Genomic DNA, 23,304 nt, shown 5'->3' on the forward strand with positions numbered 1-23,304 from the left:
GAGCTCTGCCAGCGGATCAGTGTGCGAACCACCTCCTGGCAGAGGCGGAGGAACCACAACCGGCCGTTGAAAAACGGCCTTGGGGTGAAGTCCGTCAGCAGCAAGCCACTTCCGACGAAGGATTCCCTAGGGAGACCTGTGTCGGATGCCTTGCAGTGGCGGACCGGGTCTTTGCACTCTCTGACCCGAATCCGACAGCTAACTTCGCAGGCTCTCCAGAGAGGATATTTCTTGACCACGCAGACCGTCAGGGGCCGCCGCAGGGCGACCGGTCCCGCTTCGGAGTACCCTGTGGCCGAAGCCGTAATGACGGTCAGGCCGCGCGATGCACACCGTGATGCACGCCGGCGCCGCAGCCTGTTCAGCCAGGTAACGGACTTCGCCTCGGCGAGCGGCGTGGGTCAGAAGGCCGGCATTGCCCTTGCCGCCACCGGACTTGTCCTCACCGTGACCGTCCCGTCGACCGGTCCCATGATGTCCACTGCGGACACCGGGAATGCCGGTGTCGCCGCTTCAGTTGCAGCGCAGCCGGAGATTTCCGCTGCCGCCGGCGCCAAAATTGACTTCAACCGCACTTATGTCGCCACCAAGGGCGATCCCGACGGCAAGCTCAAGCAGCTCCTGAGCGCGCAGTCCGCGGGCACCATCACCCGCGCTGCTTCCGCCGGGAGCCTTGGGGCGCCGCTCGAACACCTGGTTTCCGCTTCGCCCTTCGGTTTCCGGGTCAGCCCGATAACCGGCGGTGCCGGTGAGTTCCACCGGGGCCAGGACTACGCGGCACAGTGCGGCACCAGCGTCCTGGCTGCCGCCAGCGGAACGGTCACGTTCTCCGGCTGGCACCCCTACGGCGGCGGAAACCGGGTGGTGATTGACCACGGCAACGGCCTCGAAACCACGTATAACCACCTTTCGTCTTCAAGCGTCCAGGTCGGCCAGAAGGTCAGCCGCGGCGACGTTGTGGCCCTCAGCGGGACCACCGGCGCTTCCACCGGCTGCCACCTCCATTTCGAAGTGATGGTCAACGGCGAAGTCGTTGACCCCACCGGCTGGCTCTGACCCAAGCGATGGGTCACTCTCGCATTCCTGTGACATGCCGTGACCTGAATGTGACATTCGTTCGGAATTCCTGTACCGTTTAGAGCACGCCAACTTTTCCGAAGTTGGCGCTCTTGAGTGGATTGCCTAACTCTGCCACCGCTCAAGGTCCGTTCGCATGACATCGTCTGGCAGAGGCGGGGGAACCAATTTTGGTCTTCGCAAGAAGACCTTGGGGTTAAGTCGCAAAAGCTTCCCAGGAAGCCGAGCGGCCGGGTGACTCCCATCCGAATCCGACAGCTCACCTCGTAGGCATTGGGAGAGGCTACCTTCGTGTCTACACGCAACACTTCTGCGCGCCACCGTGCGCAAACGGTTCGTACGAACCCGTTGAACTCCGTGTCCAGGGCTGTTACTGCCAACGCCGGGACCGTAGGTCGCCAGGCGGCTGTGATCGCAGCTGCGTCCGGACTGATCCTCAGCGTTGGAATGCCGGCAAATGCCGCCGATACCAACCTGGGTGTTTCCGCTTCGACGGAGTCCGGCTCTCAGTCAGCCCAGCTGGCCGTAACCGCTGAACCGACAGCGACTGTTTCCTTCGAGCGTCCGTCAGTCACCACGACGGCAGCGCCCAAGATTGAAACCGTCCGGGCACAGTCCACCGGTACCGACGCCAGCGAGACCTCCACTGGTGCTGACGGGGAAGCCAAGGCCGGCAAGCTTGCCGACGCCGCCTCCTCTGCAGCAGCATCGGGCCTCGCCGCCATCGCGTACACCGGTATTGGCAGCGCCTACGTCTGGGGCGGCACCACTCCCAGCGGCTGGGACTGCTCAGGCTTCACCCAGTGGGTCTACGCCCAGGCTGGCATCAGCATCCCCCGCACCAATGCATGGACCGCCATGACACCCACCGCCACCCCGGCGCCGGGCGACCTGGTCATGCAAAACGGCGGTGCGCACGTTGGCATCTACGTCGGCAACGGCATGATGATCAGCGCGTTGAACCCGTCGCAGGGCACGATCCTGCACGCTGTGTCCGCCACGGGCACTTCTGCGTTCTACACGCTTCGCTAGAACACGCGGCGCTTCGCTACATCCCGGGTTTCCCGTCGCTGAAGCGCGCGTTCTTCGCTAAATAAACCTGTTCGGGCCGTTCCGGCTTACCCCCAAGATGCCGGAGCGTCCAAAAACCGCGGCCTGCCACGCAGTCTGAGGAAAACGAAAGAGAGAAATAATGACTACTCGTGCGATCGCACGGCACCGCGCCGAGGTTACCAAAACCAACTCGCTTGCTGTCATTGCCAAGGCTGTCGGCGACAACGCCGGCGGCATGGGCCGTCAGGCTGCGGTTATCGCTGCAGCTTCCGGCCTGGTCCTGACCAGCGGTATCGCAGCCAACGCTGCCGACACCAATGTTCAGCGCGAAGCAACCTCTGCTTCCACCCTGGAAGTGCAGTCTTCTGCTCCGGCCAACATCTCGGCCGCTTCCAGCATCGCCATCTCCTTCGAGAAGCCGGCGGTCTCCACCTCCCCGGCTCCGGTCGTCGAGGCTCCCAAGCCTGTCGTCGAGGTGCAGGAAGCTGCTCCCGAGGCCGCTCCGGTTGCCGCTGCCGCGACCGTGTCGGCCCCGGCCGTCCCTGCAGCTGCAGCCCCCGCCGCCGCCAGCGGAAACGGCGCAGCGATTGCTGCCGCCGCCTACGCCCAGCTGGGTGTCGCGCAGGACTGCACTGCCCTCGCCACCAACGCGCTTGCAGCAGTCGGCGTCAACTACCACGGCTGGCCGGCAGGTTACCTGTCCCTGGGCCGCACCGTGAGCGCCGCTGAGGCACAGCCGGGCGACCTCGCGTACTACGAGAACGGCGGCATGGGCATGGCCCACATCGCTGTCTACGTCGGCAACGGCCAGGCCGTTCACGGCGGCTGGAACGGCGGAACCACCTCGCTGTTCAGCGTCAACGTTGGTTCCGGTCCGGTCTTCATCCGCGTCGGCGGCTAATACCCCGGTTCACGCGTAACAGAAGGACCCCTGCCCTCGGGCAGGGGTCCTTCTGCGTTTCCGGCAGGTGAATTTTTGCCGACACGGAGTCTATGGTAAAGAGCCGATTCGGCGATAGGGCACTTGAGTGTTTACTCTTGTGTTGTCGATCCATAGCCCGGACAAGCAGAGGGCAGCCGGCCCTCGAGCCCCTGACGGGTGCGGCCGTGAAGAGGTATGTGCATGCGCACACTCGTTCTTAATGCTGGATATGAACCGCTGGCGGTTGTGACCTTCCGCCGGGCGCTGGTTCTTGTGCTGACCGGAAAAGCTAGCGTGGTGGCCGAAGGCGACGATCCTGTCGTCGGGCCGCAGGAGATCCTGGGCCGTCCGTCCGTGATACTCCTAAACCGCTACATCCGGCCCCGGTACAACACCATCACGGCTGTGAGCCGCCGGGGCGTGCTGCGCCGTGACGGCCACCGCTGCGCCTATTGCGGTAAGGCAGCACACACCATTGACCACGTCCACCCGAAATCGAGGGGCGGTGCCGATTCCTGGGAGAACCTGGTGGCCGCCTGCCTTCGATGCAACAACGTGAAGGGCGACCACACGCCTGCCGAGATGGGCTGGAAACTCAGGTTCGTGCCCGCGCCTCCGCACGGCACGATCTGGCAGATCAAGGAACTGGAAAAGCCCACTCCCGCGTGGGACCCTTTCCTCCTGCCCGAATCAGCCGCTTAAGGCTTCACGGTTACTAAGGCTTCACGGTTACTAAGGCTCCACGGTTCCATGGTGCCGGCCCGCATCGCTAGGCTGGCACTGTGGAGTTTGATGCCTTGATCCTGGCCGGCGGGCGGTCATCCCGCCTGGGCGGCGTGCCCAAGTCCCAGTTGGTGTTCGACGGCGCCACCCTCCTTTCGCGGTCGCTAGCGGCAGCCACGGGGGCGGGAGCGGTGGTGGTGGTGGGACCTGATCCCGGCGGACTGCCCGCCGGTGTCCTGTCGTGCCGGGAGGAGCCCGCGTTTGCCGGCCCGGCGGCAGCCATAGGCGCTGGCATGGCCGCCTTGGAGCGCGCACGCGGTCCGTTGCGCGCAGCGATGACCCTGGTCCTGGCTTGCGACATGCCCAAAGCCGACCAGGCCGTTGCCGCGCTTCAGCTCGCCTTGGCCGAAGACGCTAGCGGCGCGGCCGGCTCCGAGGGAGTCATGTCCGCCTCGCCTGATGGCCGCAAACAGCCGCTTGCGGGCTTTTATGGCACAGCTGCGCTACAACGCGCCGTGAGCGAACTGGGGCAGAGCGGAAGCCTTACGGGGGCATCAGTCTTCGCCCTCCTTGCTAGGCTTGACGTGCGGACAGTTACCGTCCCCTCCGGTGCCACCGATGACGTGGATACCTGGGACGATGCCACCGCGCTAGGGGTGTCCCGCCAGGGGTCATAAGCCACCGTGGGTGGGACCGGGCGGTGGCACCGCAACTGAATTTGAGTTTGGAGGCAACGGTGAAAAGCCAGGACGAAACGCTGGAGGACTGGTGCCGGGCGCTGCTGCAAGCCTTCGAGCTGGAGGACGTCGAGGTGGACGTCGATGAAGTATTGGCTCTGGCCGGGGTCGCGGCCCACTCTGTGGTGCGGCCGGCGGCGCCGCTGACCACGTTCATCGCCGGCTTCGCAGCGGGTATGGCGTCGGGTTCGGGGCAGGCTCCGGACTCGGTTTCCATGCAGGCTGCCATGGGGGTGGCGCGGGCGCTGGCAATGGACTATGCAGCAGCGGATTCCGCCGCGGCCGCGCAGCAGCCGGATTCCGGACCGGCCGTCAGCAGCGGGAACCCCGGCGCATGACGGCTGCGCCGCCGGGCGGCGGTGACGCCGCCAGCGACGTGCCTGAACGCGGGGAACCCTCCGATGGTCCCGGCGCTGCCGATGCCGCAGGCACTGACGATGCCGGCTCCGCTGATGTGAGCACTCCCGGGACGGTTGCTGCCGAGTCGGGCACTGCCGAAACGGGTACCGTCGACGCAGGCCACACCCATTTGGCGCACACCTGGCAGGAAGCCCGGCAGGCGTCATTCGACTGCGCAACACCCATCCCGCCGGGGCCGGTGCCGCTCAGGACTGCGCTCGGCCGGACGCTCGCGGCTGACGTCACCGCGCTCCAGGACATGCCGCACTACGCTTCATCCGCCATGGACGGCTGGGCGGTCAACGGAAGCGGCCCGTGGATACTGGCAGAGCCCGGCCACCGGCTGGCACCCCACCAAGCCAGTCCCATCGTCACCGGCGGCCTGATTCCCCCTGGCGCCAAGGCTGTGCTCCGCAGCGAAAGCGGCACCATGTCCACTGATGAGGAGGGGCTCCCCGTGCTGGTCCTTGGCGGCGCGGCACGGCCCGGTGAACCGAGGAACGGCCAGCACATCCGGAAGGCCGGCGAGGAAGCAGTAGCCGGAGACATCCTCATCGCAAGCGGAACTCTTCTCAATCCGGCCCACCTGGCCCTCGCGGCGCTTGCCGGCCACGACTCCCTCCACGTGCAGGGAAAACCTGTGGTGAGGATTCTGCTCACGGGCTCCGAAGTGGTCACCTCAGGCCTGCCGGCGCCGGGTAAGGTGCGCGACACTTTCGGGCCGCAGCTTGGCGCCGTCGTCGAGATGCTGGGCGGCATCAGCGGCGGGCAAGACAAAATCGGCGACGGCTACGACGAATGGCTCACCGCCCTGGAAGACGACGCCGCGGAGGAGGCGCCTGCCGACGTCGTCATCACCACCGGCGGCACCGGCCGGTCCGGAACAGACCACCTCCGCCGTGCAGTCGCGGAACTCGGCGGCCGCCTGTTGATCGACGGCATCGCCATGCGGCCGGGGCACCCGGCCGTCCTCGCCGAACTGCCGGACGGCCGCTTCATCCTTGGACTGCCCGGCAATCCCCTTGCCGCGATGATGGCGCTCTGCACGGTGGGGGCTCCGCTGCTGGCCGCGCTGGGCCACGGGCAGCTGCCACCGGTCAGCGAGGTTCCCTGCGGAACGATGATCGACGCTGAACCGGGAAGGACCCGGCTGATGCCTTTCAGGCTCCTCTACGGCATGGCATCACCCGCGCAGCACGCGGGATCCGGGATGATGCGCGGCCTTGCGGCAGCCGACGGCGTCCTGGTCGTGCCGCCGCACGGTATCCAGCTGGGGGAGCCCGTGCCCGCCTTCGCCTTGCCGTGGGGTGCCCCGATCCACGCGGCGGAGCCGGCCGCAGCGAAGGCCAAGGCGGCTCCCCGCAAGACCCAGCGAAAGCCGGCCGCATCAGACGGTCCGGTGGACTGGAGTGCTTTGCTCGGCTAAAACGGTCCCGGCTGGTGAAGGCCGTCCGGGCTTGCAATGATGATCATATCCGCACTAAAGAGGAGCGCATCGTGGCCCGCATGACGCAACGCCGCAAAATTCACAAGTTCGTCCTGGACGGTTCGCCGCAGTCCCTCGCATTTCCTGTGCGGCACCGGGAAGACGTACTGGCCGTGGAGGAACCGCTGGAAGTACGGCTGGGATCCCTCCCGTTTACCGTCACCATGCGGACACCCGGCGACGATTTTGACCTCGTGGCCGGGTTCCTGGTGTCCGAGGGCATCATCTGGGACCCCGATCAGCTCATCTCGCTGCGGTTTTGCGCGGGTGAGGACGAGGACGGCGTTCAGACCTTCAATGTTGTTGAAGCGCAGCTCCGGCCGGACGTTATCCTGCCTGAGAGGGGCCGCAATATCTTCACTTCCAGTTCATGCGGCATCTGCGGCACCGATTCCATCGACGCCGTCCGCAAGTCCTCGCATTTCAGCCCTGCCGGGGATCCGCTGACCGTCCCGGTCGAGACGCTGGCCGGGCTCCCGGACGAGCTTCGTAAAGCGCAGGCCGTTTTCGACGCCACCGGAGGGGTCCACGCGGCCGGCCTCTTCCGGATCACTGACGACGGCGGCACTGAGCTGCTGTGCCTGCGCGAGGATGTGGGACGCCACAACGCCGTGGACAAGGTGGTGGGCTGGGCGTTGCGCGAACGGCTGCTGCCGCTGGCGGGCACAGTCCTGCAGGTGTCCGGCCGAGCCTCCTTCGAACTGGTTCAGAAGGCGGCGCTCGCGGGGATTCCGGTGCTTGCTGCCGTCAGCGCGCCGTCCAGCCTGGCCGTTGAACTTGCTCACGCCAGCGGCATGACGCTGGCTGGCTTCAGCAGGGGCGCCACGCTCAACGTTTACGCCGGGCAGCACCGGATCAAGTCACCCGCTCCGGTCCCCGGATAAGGCAAAATGCTTGGCTTATCGGGCCCGGCACAGTAGATTTTATCCATCGATTGGACGCGCCGATCCGCTCCTTCGGCAGTGTTCAAGGGCTTGCGCATAAGCTGAAGCCAACGCCAAGGCGAATACCGCGAACCAGCCGTCAGCTTCCAGACCACAGGTATAAAGAGGACCACATTGCACGACGACCGCCGCATCACGGAAGTCCGTCTTGACCGCTTCATGCGTGAACGGGTGGACCCCGCCGTGTACACCCGCAGCGTCCCGCTGAGCCTGACCGGCTGGGACGTTCCGGACGAGCCTGTTTCCGTCATGGAAGCCCTCCGCCACGACTTCGCCCCGCTGGACCACGGAACTGCCTGGGGGAGGCCCTGGAGCACCAAGTGGCTGAGGCTGCAGGGCGAAGTGCCCGATTCCTGGGGTACTGCTCCGGATACCGCGGTGGAGATCGTGGTGGACCTCGGCTTCACCCGCGAACTGCCGGGATTCCAGTGCGAGGGAATTGCGTGGCGGCCGGACGGCACCATCATCAAGGCCATCTCGCCGCGGAACCAGTACATCCCCCTGAAGCTCCTCGGAAGCGGGATGGCAGTGGACTTCTACGTGGAAGCAGCCGCCAACCCCGACGTCGCGCAGGGATGGACGTTCGCGGCGATGCCCTACGGCGACAAGGAAACAGCGGGAAGCGAACCCAAGTACCGGCTGGGCACCATCGCCATCGCCGAACTCAACCAGACCGTCTGGGAACTTCAGCAGGATGTCTGGACGCTCAGCGGGCTCATGCACGAGCTGCCGATGGAACTGCCGCGCCGCCACGAGATCCTGCGTGCCCTTGAGCGGATGCTGGACGTCATGGACCCGGACGACGTCAGCGGCACCGCGTCAGCGGGCCGTGCTGCCTTGGCTGAGGTGCTCTCGCGCCCGGCGTACGCCTCGGCCCATCAGCTGGTGGCCACGGGCCATGCGCACATCGACTCGGCCTGGCTGTGGCCCGTCCGTGAAACCATCCGCAAATGTGCACGCACTTTTTCCAACGTCGTGGCACTGATGGACGAGTCTCCTGACTTCGTGTTCTCCTGTTCGTCCGCGCAGCAGCTCGCCTGGATGAAGGAGTTCTACCCGGAGCTGTTCGGCCGCATCCGCGAGAAGGTCAAAGCCGGCCAATTCGTTCCGGTCGGCGGCATGTGGGTGGAATCGGACACGAACATGCCCGGCGGAGAGGCCATGGCCCGGCAGTTCATCGAAGGCAAGCAGTTCTTCCTGGATGAGTTTGGGGTGGAGTGCCGGGAAGCCTGGCTGCCTGATTCCTTCGGCTACTCCGCCGCGCTGCCGCAGATCGTCAAGGCCGCCGGCAGCAAGTGGTTCCTGACCCAGAAGATCTCCTGGAACCAGGTCAACAGGATGCCGCACCACACGTTCAACTGGGAAGGCATCGACGGCACACGGCTGTTCACGCACTTCCCGCCGGTGGACACCTACAACTCCGAGCTGAGCGGGCGGGAACTGGCGCATGCGGAACGGAACTACCGGGACCACGGCCGCGGCACTGTTTCCCTGGTCCCGTTCGGCTACGGCGACGGCGGCGGAGGCCCCACCCGGGAGATGATCGCCGCGGCCCACCGCACGGCCGACCTCGAAGGGTCCCCGAAAGTGCGGATCGGAACCGCCGCGAAATTCTTCAGCCAGGCGCAGGCCGAATATTCGTCCCTGCCCGTGTGGGTGGGGGAGATGTACCTGGAGTTGCACCGCGGAACGTATACCAGCCAGGCCAAGACGAAACGGGGCAACCGGCGAAGCGAGCACTTGCTCCGGGAGGCCGAACTATGGTGCGCCACGGCATCGGTCCGCACTGCCGGCAGCTTCACCTATCCGGCGGCGGAGCTGAAGCGCCTTTGGCGGCTGGTCCTGCTGCAACAGTTCCACGACATCCTGCCGGGCAGTTCGATTGCCTGGGTCCACCAGGACGCGGAGCGGAACTACGCGGCCATCTCGGATTCCCTGGAGTCCATCATTGCCGGCGCTGCCCGTGCCGTGCTCGGCGAGGGCAGCCGCGAGTTCCTGCTTAACTCCGCCCCGCACGAACGCAGCGGCGTGCCTGCACTGGCTGCTTCCGAGCCGGTCCGCAGTGACCACCCGGTGACGGTCACCGAATCCGGCGGGGGATACATCCTGGATAACGGCGTGATCCGGGCCGTACTGGACTCCAACGGACTCCTGACGTCGTTGATCGACCACGCCAGCGGCCGCGAAGCGATTGCCCCCGGGCAGTTCGGGAACCACCTGGAACTCCACCGCGACACACCCAACGAATGGGACGCGTGGGACATTGACGAGTTCTACCGCCGCAACGTCACCTCACTGACCGACGCGCGTTCGGTGACGCTGGAGCGGGGCGGCTGGGACGCCGTCGTGGTCGTGGAACGGCTGGCCGGATCGTCGGCGATCACCCAGCGGATTTCGCTGGAGGCCGGTTCCGGCTCACTGGGCATCCTGACCTCCGTTGACTGGCAGGAGCGCGAAAAGCTGCTCAAGATCGGCTTCCCCTTGGACGTCCGCGCGGACCGATCAGCGTCGGAGACGCAGTTCGGGCATGTCTTCCGGGCAACCCACACCAACACGTCCTGGGAAGCGGCCAAGTTCGAAATCTGCGCGCACCGGTGGATCCACGTGGCCGAGCCGGGCTACGGCGTAGCGGTCTCCAACGCCTCCAGTTACGGGCACGACGTCACGCGCAGCGTAAGGGACGACGGCGGCACCACCACGACCGTTCGCACCTCCCTGCTGCGCGCACCCAAGTATCCGGACCCCGGCGCCGACCGCGGGCGGCACGAGCTCCTGGTGACCATCAGGCCCGGGGCGGCCATCGCCGACGCCGTGGAAGAGGGCTACCGGACCAACCTCGCCCCTCGCATCATGAAGGGCGCCAACGCCGTCAGCCCGCTGTTTACGGTGTTCAACCAGGGAATCGTAGTGGAGGCGGTGAAGCTGGCGGAGGACGGCTCCGGCGACGTCATTGTGCGTCTTTATGAGTCGCTGGGCGAGCGGTCCGAGGGGTTGGTGACAGCCAACTTTGAGACGAGGGAAGTGCAGGCAGTGGATCTGCTGGAGCGTCCGGTTAAGGACCCGGCCGTTGCCGCGGGCAGGGACTCCGCAAAGCTGGCGCTGCGGCCGTTCCAGCTGGTCACCCTGCGTTTTGCCCGCTAAGGCACGAGCCCGCTGGGGTACTGGGCCGCTGCCATCCAGCCGTTAAACAGGCTGAGTGGGGGCGGTCCCCAACGGCCCGCCACCACTCATCCCCCCAATAGCGCTCAGTGGCCGACCGGCGCCGAACGGATTATCCCCATTCACGACCCCGGCCCGCACCCACTTTCACACTTTCATGATTCTCTCACGTTCTAATGATTTTGTGAAAGCACTAAGTCTACTTTGCAGTAGATGACCTTCGGGGGTTCGATTGGGTTGCCCGGACCCGTGCGGCCCAGAACGCGGCAAGGCCGAGGACAAAGCACAGCGCGGCCCCGTAATTGATGATGAATCTGAGGGATTGCAGCTGCGCCGGAATGAACGGGAACAGCAGGCTCACGGCCAGGCAGACGCCGCCGACCGCCAGCAGAAGCGCCCCTGCCCGGACCAGCACCGGCAGCCGGCTGGCAACGGCCTTCGCCATAGCGGGGAGCAGGACCAGGGAGACATAGGCAGGATAGGCGCGCCCGGCGGCGCCGTAATATTCGACGAGCTGGGCGTTCCTCTCGCTGCGCTGGGACACGGCGACAAGCCCCGCCGACGATCCGTTCGAATCCATCATGATGAAGAAGACGACCATGACGGCAGCAATGACGCCAAACACCAGCAGACCGGGCAGTCCCAGGAGCCAGCGCCGCGCCTCATGGGCGCCAAAGCCCCTGATGAAACGCAGCCCGATGAAAAAGATGACGGCGAAGATGACGAACCGGAGAATGAGGTTGGCAACGTTGGTGCCGCCGAGCAGCCGGTCGATGGCGATGTACGGGCCATCAATGCTCAGGAGGATCGCCAGGGTGGCCAGTACGAAAATATAGAAGAGCGACCTGTTCTCACCCCTGACGGCACTTGGAATTCGGGCAACCGCGGCGGCACAACAAATTGCCAGCGTGGACCATTGCAGGATCTCGATCATCCGAGGTTCTCCCAGATCGTCTTGGTTTGTTCGTGGTCTTGTTCCTGGCGCTTGAGGGTCTTCCCCAGCGACTGCAGCCGGTCACCTGCCAGGGCGGCGAGCTCGCCATCAGACAAAGCGTCCAGGGCAGCCTGCCGCGCGCCGCGCGGCCACCCGGCCTCCGCCTCGGTAATCATGCCGCTGGCTACCAGACCGCCGGTCAGGCCGGTGCCGGCAGCCTTGGCCGTGGCGATGGCCAGTTCGGGCGTCAGCCGGTTGGCGGTCAGCTGCGCGGAGTAGTTTTGCGGGGCGATTCCCGTGGCCGCCGACACCCGGTGCCGCAGCTCGCCGTCGTCGATGGCGTCCACCCAGTTCTTCACCGATGTCGCATGCGGAACGGGAGTCAGCGGCGGAGCCGGCTGTGGCTGGTCCGCGTCGCCCGCACGCGACGACTCGGCGGAGCGGGCAATGACTGCCTTCAGCAAATCCATGGTGGCGATTTGGCTGACCAGCTCCGCAGCGGTGGGAAGCATCGGGCTTCCACCGAGCTCACCGTAGTTTTCAAAGGCGGCCAGTGCCGCCACGGGGTTGATGTTGAAGGCCCGGCTGATGCTGACAACCGTGCTTTCCGCCACCTTTCCGCGGACCAGCTGCTGCGCCAACGTGGTCCGCTTGACCCCCGAAATCCTGCAGATATCGGCAGTGCTCGCCTGGGGTGCAATTCCGTGAAGCCAGCGTTGGAACGCCTTGGCGGGGAGTGGCATGGATGGCTTCCTGCGGGGTGGGGCGGGCTGGATACGTCGGTCGATTTTACGGCGGGGGGTATATGAACTATGCTAGATGGTCGAACCCGTTGGTCCGTACACCCCCCAAGTCCGGACCAGCGGGTTCCTCCATGCCCGGCGGGATTTCAGGCCGTTTTGGGCCGCAGTGAGAGGATGGACTAATGACTGCAACCCTAGTTGCCAAAGACCTTTCGGGCGGTCACGACCACCGCACACTCTTCTCAAAACTTTCCCTCACAGTGGCGCCCGGCGACGTCGTGGGCGTCGTTGGAGCGAACGGTGCCGGCAAATCCACCCTGCTGCGGCTGCTGGCCGGTGTGGACCAGCCCCTCGCGGGCTCGGTGAGCCTGGCCCCGGCCGATGCCTTCGTGGGCTGGCTGCCGCAGGAGCACGAGCGCGTGGACGGGGAAACCGTGGCGGACTACGTTGCACGCCGAACCGGCTGCGCCCAGGCAACGGCGGACATGGAATCCACCGCCGAGGCCCTGGGGTCCGGCGCCCCCGGCGCCGATGACGCCTACTCCCTGGCATTCGACCGCTGGATGGCCTCCGGCGCGGCCGACCTTGACGAACGGATTGCGCCGGTCCTGGCCGACCTTGGCCTGGACGTGGGGTCGGAAGCCCTGATGACCGGACTTTCCGGCGGACAGGCCGCACGGGTGGCGCTGGCCGCCCTGCTGCTGAGCCGCTTCGACGTGGTCCTGCTCGATGAGCCCACTAACGACCTGGACCTCAATGGGCTGGCCAAGCTGGAAGCATTCGTGCAGGGCCTCCGCGGCGGTGTGGTCCTGGTGTCCCACGACCGTGAATTCCTGGCACGGTGTGTCACCACCATCGTCGAACTGGACCTGGCCCAGAACTCCGTGGCGGTCTACGACGGCGGCTACGAGGCGTTCCTGGAGGAACGCGCCGTCGCGCGGCGCCATGCCCGCGAGCGCTACGAAGAGTTCGCTTCCACGAAAGCGGATCTCGTCTCCCGCGCCAGGACCCAGCGCGAGTGGAGCTCCCAAGGTGTGCGCAACGCCATGAAGAAAAGCCCCGACAATGACAAGATCCGCCGTGCGGCCTCCACCGAATCGTCGGAGAAGCAGGCCCAGAAGGTGCGCCAGATGGAGTCCCGTATTGCCCGGCTCGATGAGGTGGAGGAACCCCGCAAGGAGTGGCAGCTGCAGTTCAGCATTGGCCAGGCGCCGCGGTCCAGCGCGGTAGTGGCCACCTTGAGGGACGCCGTCGTACACCAGGGCGACTTCACCCTGGGACCGGTGAACCTGCAGCTCAACGCCGGCGAACGCATCGGCATCACGGGCCCCAACGGGGCCGGCAAGTCGACGCTTCTCCGGCTCCTGCTTGGAATCCGGGAGCCCGATTCCGGCAATGCCGCCATGGGCGCCTCGGTGGCCATTGGCGAAATCGACCAGGCCCGAGGCCTGCTGGCCGGCCACCTCAACCTGGGTAACGCCGTCGAAGCTGTCCTGACGGACCTGACCCCGGCCGAAGTCCGCACCCTGCTCGCCAAATTCGGCCTCAAAGCGGACCACACCTCGCGCCCGGTCGACTCGCTTTCCCCGGGCGAGCGGACTCGCGCGGCGCTGGCGCTCCTGCAGGCGCGCGGCGTGAACCTGCTGGTCCTGGACGAGCCCACCAACCACCTCGACCTGCCCGCGATCGAACAGCTCGAAGAAGCGTTGGAAAGTTACGACGGCGCCCTGCTCCTGGTGACCCATGACCGGCGGCTGCTGGAAAACGTGCGCCTGGACGTCCGCTGGAACGTCGAGGACGGAGTGGTGACCGAACAGCTTGCCGGCACGGGATCGCCGCACCGCGACGCAGGCCGCGCCAATGAACGTGCCACGAAAGGCCAGTCACGATGAGCATGGACCGGGTAGCGTGGAGCTCCCTTTACAACATCACGCGCGCCTCGAGCGGATCGAAGCCGTTCTCGAAGGCAACGCTGAAACGGGTGTTCGGTTTCGCCCGTCCGCACAAGGGCAAGCTGATCGCCTTCGTGTTACTGTCCATCGCCATGGCAGTCCTTGCCGTGGCCACACCCGTCCTTGCCGGGCAGGTGGTGGATGCCATCATCGCCGGCGCGGGTGCCGACGTCGTGATCCGGCTGGCCGTACTCATCGCCCTGGTGGCGGTTGCCGAGGCCGGCCTGGGGCTGGTCACCCGCTGGCTGTCCTCCACCATCGGTGAGGGCGTGATCGTGGACCTGCGCACCAAGGTGTTCGACCACGTGCAGAAAATGCCGATCGCCTTCTTCACCCGCACCAGGACCGGCGCCCTGGTCAGCCGCCTCAACAACGACGTGATCGGCGCGCAGTCCGCGTTCGCCGGAACCCTGTCCGGCGTCGTGAGCAACGTGGTGGCCCTCGCCCTGACCCTTGTGGTGATGCTGGGCAAGTCCTGGCTCGTGACCGTGCTCGCCATGATCCTGCTGCCGATCTTCCTCATCCCCGCCCGCCGGATGGGCTCCAAGCTGGCCGACCTGCGCCGGGAAGCCGCGGAGCACAACGCCTCCATGGGCACCCAGATGACGGAACGCTTCTCCGCCCCCGGCGCCACCCTGGTGAAGCTCTTCGGCCGCCCGGATGAGGAATCCCGGGAATTCGCCGCCCGCGCGGGACGCGTCCGGGATATCGGCGTGCGGACGGCGATGCTGCAGTTCACGTTCGTGACCGCCCTGACGCTCGTCTCGGCGCTGGCACTTGCCCTGGTCTACGGGCTGGGCGCCTTCCTGGCGCTGCAGGGGCAGCTGGCCGCGGGCGACGTCGTGGTGCTGGCACTGCTTCTCACCCGCCTTTATGCGCCGCTCACCGCCCTCTCCAACGCCCGGGTCGAGATCATGAGCGCCCTGGTCAGTTTTGAACGGGTCTTCGAGATCCTGGACCTCAAGCCGCTCATCCAGCAGAAACCCGATGCGGTGTCATCGCCCGCCGGGCCGCTGTCCGTGGAGTTCGACGACGTCCGCTTCTCCTACCCGTCCGCGGACAAGGTCTCGCTCGCCTCGCTGGAGGACGTGTCCACGCTCGACACCCGCGGCGGCGAAGAGGTGCTGCATGGCATCAGCTTCCGGGTGGAACCCGGCCAGACGGTCGCCCTCGTGGGCTCCTCGGGCGCCGGAAAGTCCACCATCGCCCAGCTGCTCTCGCGCCTGTACGACGTCGATTCCGGCGCCGTCCGCTTCGGCGGAACCACGCCGGGGACCGGGGTGGACGTCCGCGATCTCACCTTCGATTCGATGCGGCACACGCTCGGCATGGTGACGCAGGACGGGCACCTGTTCCACGAGAGCATCGCGTCCAACCTGCGCCTGGCCCGGCCGGAGGCCAGCGACGAGCTCATGTGGGACGTGCTGCGCCAGGCCCGGCTCGAAGACATGATCCGGTCGCTCCCGGACGGCCTGGACACGGTGGTGGGGGAGCGCGGCTACCGGCTCTCCGGTGGCGAACGCCAGCGCCTCACCATAGCCCGCCTGCTCATTGCCCAGCCGCGCGTCGTGATCCTGGACGAGGCCACCGCGGCCCTGGATTCCACCAACGAAGCCGCGGTCCAGGAGGCCCTGGGCGCCGCGCTCGAGGGCCGCACCGCCGTCGTCATCGCGCACCGGTTGTCCACCATCCGCGCGGCCGACATGATCCTGGTGGTGGAGGACGGCACCATCGTGGAGCGCGGTACCCACAGTGAACTGCTCGCGGCGGAAGGCCGGTACGCGGAGCTGTACCGCACGCAGTTTGCCGAAGCGAGCGCCGTGGTGGAAGAGGCTGTGCCGGAGTTCTAGCGCTGGAAACTACCTGCGGCCGGCGGCGAGGGCAGGCAGGATGTGGTCCGTCAACAGGGGTGCAAGGTCGGCCGGCAGCTCGCCGGCCAGGTCCAGCCAGCGGATTTCGGCTATCTCCGCGGACGGGTGGGCCTGCCAGGTTCCGGGGGCGGTGAAAACCGTGGCCTCGATGTCCGTGGCGGCCTCGTTGGCGGCATCGGCCAGCCACACTCCCATGAGCTGGAGATCTTCCGGCGCCACCACGATGCCCACTTCTTCCAGCAGTTCACGGGAGGCGGCCTGGGCTGCCGTTTCGCCGGGTTCGGGCTTGCCGCCCGGGTGCATGAACTTGTCCGTGCCGCGCTTGCGCACGGTCAGCAGGCGGCCGGCGCGGTCATAGACGCAAACGGCGGACACAACAATGCGGTCTTTCACGGCAACGACCCTAGCCCATCCGTGCCCGGCCTGAGCCGCCGCAGGACCGATTCCAGGAGCAGGTCCTTCCGCGGCCCCTGGACATCCCAGGAATAGCTGAATTCGTCGGGTCCGCGGAGGGCGTACGTCACTCGGTAGGTGTCCGGATCACACCAATGGTTGTCCTGGCTGGCAGCTTCCCGGAAGCTCATGCGGTGGAACGGCCGTCCGTCGGGGAACGTCATGTCCATCGCGTCGGGGGAATCCGCAGGCTGCAGGATGTAGTTCCGGCTTGCCGGACCCGTGAACGCACCGCCGTCCGGAGTAGGCCAGCGCACGGTGCCTTCTTCGTGGAAGTCAAGGCCGCCGTCGTCGTCCGTGGGGGAAAACCGGGCGATGCCGGTGAAGGTACCGCGGGTGCCGGAACTGCGGTCCCACAGGGTGCGCTCCACGGACCAGCTGCCCAGCAGGTACGCACGCAGGTGGAAGTTCAAGTGCCCTCGATTGGAATCGAACCAACGACACCGGCTTTAGGAGAGCCGTGCTCTATCCACTGAGCTACGAGGGCGGGCGTCCGAAGCGGTTGGCACAGGCCGTCCTGTTCGGGCACGGATACAAGCATACAAGGTGCGGGCCCGTACTACGCTCTTGGCATGACTGCAGCAACACCAGCAACGTCCTACCAGGCCGGGTTCCTCCCGGACATCGCCTCCGCCCGGGAGTATTTCGGGGCGTGGGCCAAGTTGAGCGTGCTGCAGTACTTCGTGGCGGAGTCGGCCGTGATCGCGGCGTGGGCCGGGCCGGAACCCTACGACCGGCGGATCGGCTACATCAGTGACCTTGGGGCCACGCATTGCGGGATCTACGAAGACCGGGACGTCTGCTCGCCCCTGCACGCGCTGATGAACGCCTCGTTCGTGGTGCAGGGGCTGGGCATGCTGGCAGGGGCACTGCTCCTCAGCTCCGCGCTCCTGTGCGTTGCAGCCCGTCCCGGTGTCCGGCTCGCTTTCGGCCCGGGCCACCGCGTTCCCTGGCTCACCGCCCTCGCTGCCAAGGTCCTGACCTTCACCGCCGGAACCGGGACAATCATCGTGGGCCTGGTGCCCGAGGACGCCGGCTGGTTTGCCGTGCATCTGACCGGTGCCCTGATGTATTTCATCGGGGGCGCGCTGGCACTGCTGCTGTTGGGGGTGCTGTGGCTGAGGCAGTCACCCCTGGGCTGGTTCATCCTCGCCTGCGGGGCTGTTTCCTTCGGCGCGCTGGTGATCGGCGGCGCCACCGGGATGGCCGTGCCCGAGCCGGGCACGCTGGAGCGCTTCATGGGCTACCCGGTGACGATCGGCCTGGCCACGGCGGGGCTGGTGATCGCCCAGCGCGTGCGGCAGGAACACAGGGCGCGGAAAGCTGCGCGGGCCGCGGCCCAGGGACCTACTTCCGCGGCTTCCGGCCGATAAACACCGCGGCGCCGCCGGCCAGCAGGCTCAGCACGAGCAGTACCCAGCCGGAAACGGTGAGCACGGACGCGAGCGCTACCTGACCGGCGTCGAGCGTTGACGTGGACATCATCGAATCAATGGCAGCGTTCCCCCACAACCGGACGGCCGCGAACAGCAGGGGGAGCGCCCAGAGCGCCCAGCGAAGGGGTTTGCGCGCCACGTTGGTCCCGATCAGCAGCAGCCAGGTGAACGCGAAGATCAGCGGAAACAGCGTGCCCGCCGTCTTGTGGAGGTAGTTGAGCTGGCCGCGGGCGTCCTCGTTCATGGCCGCACTCAGCTGGTCCACGAAGCCCTGGTCAAAGCCGCCGATCAGGGAATCGGGCATGGGCAGGCCGCCGGAGAGCTGGGTGAGCTGGTTCAGGGTCAGCAAGTGCAGGTACCAGAACAGGAAGAGGCTGGCCACCACGCCCGCGATGAGGATCAGGCTGCTGTTGCTCTGCGCCTTCTCCGGGGTCCGCCGGGTGGTCGGGTTGATCACCGGCGGCAGATGATGCTGGGGAACGGACGCCTTGGCGCCGTGTTTCTTGATCCGCTGTGCTGGTGTCTTGGCCATGCGTTCATTATCGCCGGTTCTGTTCGCGTTGCTGTTCCTTGCCTGTCCAGTTCCTGTTCCTTGCGGGTGGCCCCGGATAGGCTGGGACGCGTGACGGAACTAGGAAGACACAAACTTGGCAGGCACAGCGCGGCTGAACTGAACGCGGGCCTGGATGACTACCAGCTGGCCGAAGCCCTGGTCAGGGAAGCCGGGATGCTGGCCCTCATGATGCGCCAGGGCGGCCTGGAAGGGCAGCAAAAAACGTCGGTTTCCGATGTTGTCACCGCCGCCGACCACGCCGCCGAAGCCTACGTCCTCGAACAGCTGCGCCGCTGCCGGCCGGACGACGGCATCCTGGGGGAGGAAGGTGCCTCCGTCAAGGGGAGCAGCGGACGGACCTGGGTGATCGACCCCGTGGACGGCACCTATAACTTCCTGCACGGCTCCACGTACTGGTGCTCCGCGCTCGCCCTCAAGGATCCCGCCGGCACGGTGCTTGGTGCCATTTTCCAGCCCGAAGAGGACAAGCTGTGGCTGGGCGGAACCACCCGGCCCGCGACCCTGAACGGTGAACGGCTCACGTCCTTCCAGGAAGACGGCGGGGCCAGGACCCAGAGGCCGCTGGCCGAGCAAGGTGCCGCAACCTACATCCACCCGTCCTGGCTCGCGGACCCGCTGTGCGCCATGCCCTGGCACGCCGCGGCCACTGCCGCAGCGGCGCTGCGGATGTTCGGCTCGGGGTCGTGCGACCTGGGCCGGGTGGCCGACGGCGAACTGGACTGCTGGTTCCAGCACAGCTGCCCCGAATGGGACTGGCTCCCCGGCCAGGCAATCGTGATCGCCGCCGGCGGCGCCGCCGAGACAGTCCGTGTGAACGGGCTGGAATGGTTCATGGCAGGCGGAACGACGGCGGTCCGGCAGCTCCGTTCCGCCCTCGAGGCCGGCTCGGTGGAGTGAGCACGCCGGCTGGCCCGGAAGATAGTGTCGGCCCCACCGCCTAGACTTATAGCACCATGGATATGTTGTTTGACCCCTACGCTGACGGACCGTTCAAGGCTGCCCCGCGAGCGGCAGCGCTCACCAAGTCGCGCCCCGGGGGCGGGGAAGAGCCGGCACTCTATGGGAACGGCGGGCAGGAATCCGACCGGGAACGGGCGCACCCGCGCCTGCCCGGGGCGGATGAACTCCTGCAGGGCCTCAACCCCCAGCAGGAGGAAGCGGTCAAGCATTCCGGCAGCGCACTGCTCATCGTGGCCGGAGCCGGATCGGGCAAGACCCGGGTTCTCAGCAACCGGATCGCGTACCTCATCGCCACCCGGCAGGCGCATCACGGTGAGATCCTGGCCATCACCTTCACCAACAAGGCGGCCGCGGAAATGCGGGAGCGCATCCAGGCGCTGGTCGGCGGCAAGGCCAAGATCATGTGGATCTCCACGTTCCACTCGTCCTGCGTGCGCATCCTACGGCAGGAGGCCGCGAACGTCGGGCTGAAGTCCAACTTCTCCATCTATGACTCCGCGGACTCCCTCCGCCTCGTTACGCAGGTGTCCAAGAGCCTGGACCTTGATCCGAAGAAGTTCGCGCCCAAGGCCATCCAGCACAAGATCTCGGCGCTCAAGAACGAACTCATCGACGCCGATTCCTACACCTTGTCGGCCAACCACAACGATCCCTTCGAATCAGCCGTGGCCGACGTCTTCAAGGGCTACACCCAGCGGTTGCGCCAGGCCAACGCCATGGACTTTGACGACCTCATCGCCGAGACCGTCTACATGTTCCGCGCCTTCCCGGCGCTCGCCGAGTCCTACCGTCGGCGCTTCCGGCACGTCCTGGTGGACGAATACCAGGACACCAACCACGCCCAGTACGCACTGGTCCGCGAAATTGTGGGCGAGGGACCCGGGGCGTCCGAGCTGACCGTGGTGGGCGACTCGGACCAGTCCATCTACGCCTTCCGCGGCGCCGATATCCGCAACATTGTGGAGTTCGAAAAGGACTACCCGAACGCCCGCACCATCAAGTTGGAACAGAACTACCGCTCCACCCAGAACATCCTGTCCGCCGCCAACTCGGTGATTTCCCGCAACCCCAACCGGCCGGAGAAGCGGCTCTGGACCGCCGAGGGCGAAGGCCACAAAATCATCGGCTACGTGGGCGAGAACGAACACGACGAAGCCCAATTCATCGCCAAGGAAATCGACCGGCTGCAGGACGAGGACAACCTCCGTCCCGGCGACGTCGCCATCTTCTACCGCACCAACGCCCAGTCGCGCTCGATTGAAGACGTGCTGGTGCGCGTCGGGCTGCCGTACAAGGTGGTGGGCGGCACGCGCTTCTACGAGCGCAAGGAAATCAAGGACGCCCTCGCGTACCTGCGCGTCCTGGTCAACCCCGACGACGACGTCAACCTCCGGCGGGTGCTCAACGAGCCCAAACGCGGCATCGGCGACCGTGCCGAGGGTGCGGTGGCGGCCCTTGCCGAACGCGAACGCACGTCGTTCATGGCCGCCGCCCGCCGCGCCGACCACGCGCCCGGGATGGCAACGCGCTCGGTCAACGCCGTGCTTGGCTTCGTGAAACTGCTGGACGACCTCGCCGAGGTGGCCACCGGCTCCGGCGCGGCGGCAGCCCTGGAAGCCGTCCTGGAGCAGACCGGCTACCTTGCCGGCCTGCGGTCCAGCACGGATCCCCAGGACGAGTCCCGCGTGGAGAACCTCGCCGAACTCGTCGCCGTCGTGCGCGAATACGAACAGGAAAACCCCGAAGGATCCCTGGGCGCCTTCCTGGAGCAGGTCTCGCTCGTTGCGGACGCGGACCAGATCCCGGACGCCCCCGGCGCGGATATTGATGCCGCCGTCGCGGAAGCCAAACGGCTGGGCGTCGTCACGCTCATGACCCTCCACACGGCGAAGGGACTTGAGTTCCCGGTGGTGTTCCTCACCGGCATGGAGCACGGCCTCTTCCCGCACCAGCGGTCCGCCACGGATCCCAAGGAACTCGCGGAAGAGCGCCGGCTTGCCTACGTGGGCCTGACCCGTGCGCGGAAGCGACTGTACGTCACCCGCTCGGAGGTCCGCAGCATGTGGGGCCAGAGCCAGTACAACCCGGCCAGCCAGTTCATCGAGGAGATCCCGGCAGAACTGGTGGAATGGCGGCGCGAAGGCACCAGCCGCCAGGTCGGCGGCTGGGGGAGCGGCGCAGCCATCGGGTCCAGCCGGTACAGCGGCTCGTTCTGGGGCGCCGGCACAGCCCGAGGCAACGCTGCGAGCCCTTCCGCCGGCTTCAACGCCGACGTGCCCGCGGCCGTCGCGAAGAACCGCGTACAGCCGCAAAAGGAAGTGGTGGCCGTTAGCGTGGGGGACAAGGTCAACCACACAAGTTTCGGCAACGGCACGGTCCTGGCCGTTGAAGGCGCCGGCGACAAGACGGTCGCGAAGGTGAAGTTCAGCGTTGGCGAGAAGCGGCTATTGCTAAGGTACGCGCCGCTGACCAAACTGGACGCATAGCGCCGCAGTCTCGCGGCGCGGAGCCGCTCAGGCTCAGAGCGAGTCCGGGGGGACCATGAAGATCCTGTTCGCCAGCCAGGCCATTGACGGCCATTTCAATCCGATGACCGGCGTTGCCGTGCGGCTCAGGGAGCGCGGCCACGATGTCGGCTGGTACACGGGTCCTGTTTTTGAGGACAAACTTCGGAAGCTCGAGGTTCAGCACTTCCCGTTCCGCCGCGCCGTTGAGCACCGGGGCGACAACCTGAACGAGCTGTATCCGGAACGCGCCCGGCTCAAAGGTCCCAGGGCCATCGGATTCGACGGCGAAAAGATCTTTGCCAGCAACATCAGCAACTTCTTCGAGGACATCCGGGAGCTCCACGGCGACTTCCCATTCGATGTGGCCGTGGTGGACAGCTCCATGTTCATCCAGCGGCTGGTTTCAAGGTTGATGAGCACACCGGTGGTGACGTTTGTAGCGATTCCCAACATGGAAAGCGACCCGCTGGTGCCGCCGCTCTTCTTCGGTTTCAAACCGTCCCGCAACCTGGCCGAGAAAACCGCCCAGGCCGCCGCGGGGCTGCTGTCAGACAAGGTCATCCTCCGGCCGGCTAGCCAGAGCTACCGGCGGCAGCACGCGGCGTACGGCCAGGAGGTCCCCCGCCGGGGACGGCTGACCGACGAACCGTACCGCTGCGCGGCTGCCGTCATTCAGACAGGCCTGGAATCGCTGGACTTCCCGCGCCGGAACGTGAATCCGAAGGTCCACTACGTCGGCGCGCTTCTTCCCTACCGGGCACCGGAGGCTGTCGGTCCAGGGACGGACGGCGCCCGCTCAGCGGAGGCGGTGCCTGGTGAAGACCACGAATGGCCGCGGTCCTACCCGGCCACCATCGTGGTGACGCAGGGAACCGTGGACAACATAGACCAGAACAAGCTGATCGTCCCTGCGCTCGAAGCCGTGAAGGACATGGACGCGCTGGTGATCGTTGCCACCGGCGGACGCGGCACCGACGAATTGAAGGCCCGGTACCCGCAGCCCAACATCATCGTGCGCGACTATGTGGACTTCGCCAAAGTCTTCGAGTTCACCGATGTGTTCATCAGCAACGGCGGTTTTGGCGGCGTGCAGCTGAGCCTGTCCAAGGGCGTCCCGCTGGTGGTGTCCGGCATCAACGAGGGCAAGAGCGACGTCAATGCCCGGGTGGAGTACGCCGGCGTGGGCATCAGCCTGCGGACTGAGGCACCCAGGCCCGGCGACATAGCCCGGGCGGTGGCTGACGTCCTGGGTGATCCCGCCTGGAAGAGGCGGGCTGCCCAGATGCGGGAGCAGTTTGACCAGGCGGACCCCGCCGAGGCGGCTGCCGCCGTCGTCGAAGGTGCAGGGGCCGTCACCGGCTCCTAGCCGGTGAC

20 protein-coding genes, 1 tRNA gene and 2 riboswitches are annotated in these 23,304 nt (G+C 66.5%); of the genes, 15 read left to right on the top strand and 6 right to left on the bottom strand.

Going from position 1 to position 23,304, the window contains the following annotated elements; genetic code table 11:
- Positions 1-16: 16 nt before the first annotated feature.
- A riboswitch (cyclic di-AMP (ydaO/yuaA leader) is annotated at positions 17-228 on the top strand.
- Positions 229-231: 3 nt separating this feature from the next.
- From ASF98_RS03770 to ASF98_RS03810, 9 genes are all read left to right on the top strand, one after another.
- Positions 232-1,056, top strand: a complete 825-nt coding sequence (locus ASF98_RS03770; protein ID WP_055797610.1) for a M23 family metallopeptidase — start codon at positions 232-234, stop codon at positions 1,054-1,056.
- Positions 1,057-1,204: 148 nt separating this feature from the next.
- Positions 1,205-1,364, top strand: a riboswitch (cyclic di-AMP (ydaO/yuaA leader).
- A gap of 70 nt (positions 1,365-1,434) precedes the next feature.
- Positions 1,435-2,109 carry a C40 family peptidase gene (locus ASF98_RS03775; RefSeq protein ID WP_055797613.1) on the top strand — a complete coding sequence of 225 codons (675 nt, stop codon included), beginning with the start codon at positions 1,435-1,437 and terminating at the stop codon, positions 2,107-2,109.
- A gap of 160 nt (positions 2,110-2,269) precedes the next feature.
- Positions 2,270-3,031 (top strand): NlpC/P60 family protein, encoded by a 762-nt coding sequence (locus tag ASF98_RS03780; protein WP_055797615.1) that lies wholly within the window; start codon positions 2,270-2,272, stop codon positions 3,029-3,031.
- A 222-nt stretch (positions 3,032-3,253) separates the two neighbouring features.
- Positions 3,254-3,754, top strand: a complete 501-nt coding sequence (locus ASF98_RS03785; RefSeq protein WP_028271305.1) for an HNH endonuclease — start codon at positions 3,254-3,256, stop codon at positions 3,752-3,754.
- An 80-nt stretch (positions 3,755-3,834) separates the two neighbouring features.
- Positions 3,835-4,452 (top strand): molybdenum cofactor guanylyltransferase, encoded by a 618-nt coding sequence (mobA, locus tag ASF98_RS24650; protein ID WP_055797618.1) that lies wholly within the window; start codon positions 3,835-3,837, stop codon positions 4,450-4,452.
- Between the two features lie 59 nt (positions 4,453-4,511).
- Positions 4,512-4,850 (top strand): DUF6457 domain-containing protein, encoded by a 339-nt coding sequence (locus ASF98_RS24655; protein WP_055797873.1) that lies wholly within the window; start codon positions 4,512-4,514, stop codon positions 4,848-4,850.
- Positions 4,847-6,337 (top strand): molybdopterin molybdotransferase MoeA, encoded by a 1,491-nt coding sequence (locus tag ASF98_RS03800; RefSeq protein ID WP_082506694.1) that lies wholly within the window; start codon positions 4,847-4,849, stop codon positions 6,335-6,337. Before ASF98_RS24655 ends, ASF98_RS03800 begins: the two co-directional genes overlap by 4 nt.
- Positions 6,338-6,408: 71 nt before the next feature.
- Positions 6,409-7,281, top strand: a complete 873-nt coding sequence (gene fdhD, locus ASF98_RS03805) for a formate dehydrogenase accessory sulfurtransferase FdhD (protein ID WP_055797621.1) — start codon at positions 6,409-6,411, stop codon at positions 7,279-7,281.
- Between the two features lie 174 nt (positions 7,282-7,455).
- Complete coding sequence (locus ASF98_RS03810; protein ID WP_055797632.1) at positions 7,456-10,482, top strand: alpha-mannosidase; 3,027 nt, start codon at positions 7,456-7,458, stop codon at positions 10,480-10,482.
- Positions 10,483-10,699: 217 nt separating this feature from the next.
- Here ASF98_RS03810 and ASF98_RS03815 read toward each other — a convergent pair whose 3' ends face one another.
- Both ASF98_RS03815 and ASF98_RS03820 read right to left on the bottom strand, forming a co-directional pair.
- Positions 10,700-11,434: a hypothetical protein gene (locus ASF98_RS03815; protein ID WP_055797635.1), complete on the bottom strand. Its 735-nt coding sequence runs from the start codon at positions 11,432-11,434 to the stop codon at positions 10,700-10,702.
- Positions 11,431-12,177, bottom strand: coding sequence for a hypothetical protein (locus ASF98_RS03820; RefSeq protein ID WP_055797638.1), 747 nt, complete (start codon positions 12,175-12,177; stop codon positions 11,431-11,433). The genes ASF98_RS03815 and ASF98_RS03820 overlap by 4 nt, the downstream gene beginning before the upstream one ends.
- 182 nt (positions 12,178-12,359) lie before the next feature.
- Between ASF98_RS03820 and ASF98_RS03825 the strand changes: the two genes are divergently transcribed.
- Both ASF98_RS03825 and ASF98_RS03830 read left to right on the top strand, forming a co-directional pair.
- Positions 12,360-14,069 carry an ABC-F family ATP-binding cassette domain-containing protein gene (locus ASF98_RS03825; protein WP_055797641.1) on the top strand — a complete coding sequence of 570 codons (1,710 nt, stop codon included), beginning with the start codon at positions 12,360-12,362 and terminating at the stop codon, positions 14,067-14,069.
- Entirely contained in the window at positions 14,066-15,979 is a 1,914-nt protein-coding gene (locus tag ASF98_RS03830) for an ABC transporter ATP-binding protein (protein ID WP_055797644.1), read from the top strand. The genes ASF98_RS03825 and ASF98_RS03830 overlap by 4 nt, the downstream gene beginning before the upstream one ends.
- A 9-nt stretch (positions 15,980-15,988) precedes the next feature.
- On the opposite strand, the gene ASF98_RS03835 is transcribed toward ASF98_RS03830, so the two are convergent.
- The 3 genes from ASF98_RS03835 to ASF98_RS03845 form a co-directional block, all read right to left on the bottom strand.
- Complete coding sequence (locus ASF98_RS03835; RefSeq protein ID WP_055797647.1) at positions 15,989-16,393, bottom strand: NUDIX hydrolase; 405 nt, start codon at positions 16,391-16,393, stop codon at positions 15,989-15,991.
- The gene (locus ASF98_RS03840) at positions 16,390-16,866 is read right to left on the bottom strand and encodes a DUF6314 family protein (RefSeq protein WP_055797879.1); all 477 of its coding nucleotides are present in this window, start codon (positions 16,864-16,866) and stop codon (positions 16,390-16,392) included. Before ASF98_RS03840 ends, ASF98_RS03835 begins: the two co-directional genes overlap by 4 nt.
- A 1-nt stretch (position 16,867) precedes the next feature.
- Positions 16,868-16,940 (bottom strand) — tRNA-Arg (locus ASF98_RS03845).
- 85 nt (positions 16,941-17,025) lie between these two features.
- Here ASF98_RS03845 and ASF98_RS03850 point away from each other — a divergent pair.
- Entirely contained in the window at positions 17,026-17,826 is an 801-nt protein-coding gene (locus ASF98_RS03850) for a DUF998 domain-containing protein (RefSeq protein WP_055797649.1), read from the top strand.
- Here the strand turns inward: ASF98_RS03850 and ASF98_RS03855 are convergent.
- Complete coding sequence (locus ASF98_RS03855; RefSeq protein WP_055797652.1) at positions 17,801-18,421, bottom strand: hypothetical protein; 621 nt, start codon at positions 18,419-18,421, stop codon at positions 17,801-17,803. The genes ASF98_RS03850 and ASF98_RS03855 overlap by 26 nt on opposite strands.
- Before the next feature lie 90 nt (positions 18,422-18,511).
- On the opposite strand from ASF98_RS03855, the gene ASF98_RS03860 reads away from it, so the two are divergent.
- Genes ASF98_RS03860 through ASF98_RS03870 form a run of 3 tightly spaced genes read left to right on the top strand, consistent with a single transcriptional unit; the run spans position 18,512 to position 23,296 of the window.
- Positions 18,512-19,360: an inositol monophosphatase family protein gene (locus ASF98_RS03860; RefSeq protein WP_055797656.1), complete on the top strand. Its 849-nt coding sequence runs from the start codon at positions 18,512-18,514 to the stop codon at positions 19,358-19,360.
- A 56-nt stretch (positions 19,361-19,416) separates the two neighbouring features.
- Positions 19,417-21,909 (top strand): DNA helicase PcrA, encoded by a 2,493-nt coding sequence (gene pcrA / locus ASF98_RS03865; protein WP_055797659.1) that lies wholly within the window; start codon positions 19,417-19,419, stop codon positions 21,907-21,909.
- A 55-nt stretch (positions 21,910-21,964) separates the two neighbouring features.
- Positions 21,965-23,296: a glycosyltransferase gene (locus ASF98_RS03870; protein ID WP_055797663.1), complete on the top strand. Its 1,332-nt coding sequence runs from the start codon at positions 21,965-21,967 to the stop codon at positions 23,294-23,296.
- Positions 23,297-23,304 lie beyond the last annotated feature (8 nt).

Origin of the sequence: Arthrobacter sp. Leaf337 (assembly GCF_001423745.1) — a bacterium.
In the GTDB taxonomy this organism is placed as follows: domain Bacteria; phylum Actinomycetota; class Actinomycetes; order Actinomycetales; family Micrococcaceae; genus Arthrobacter.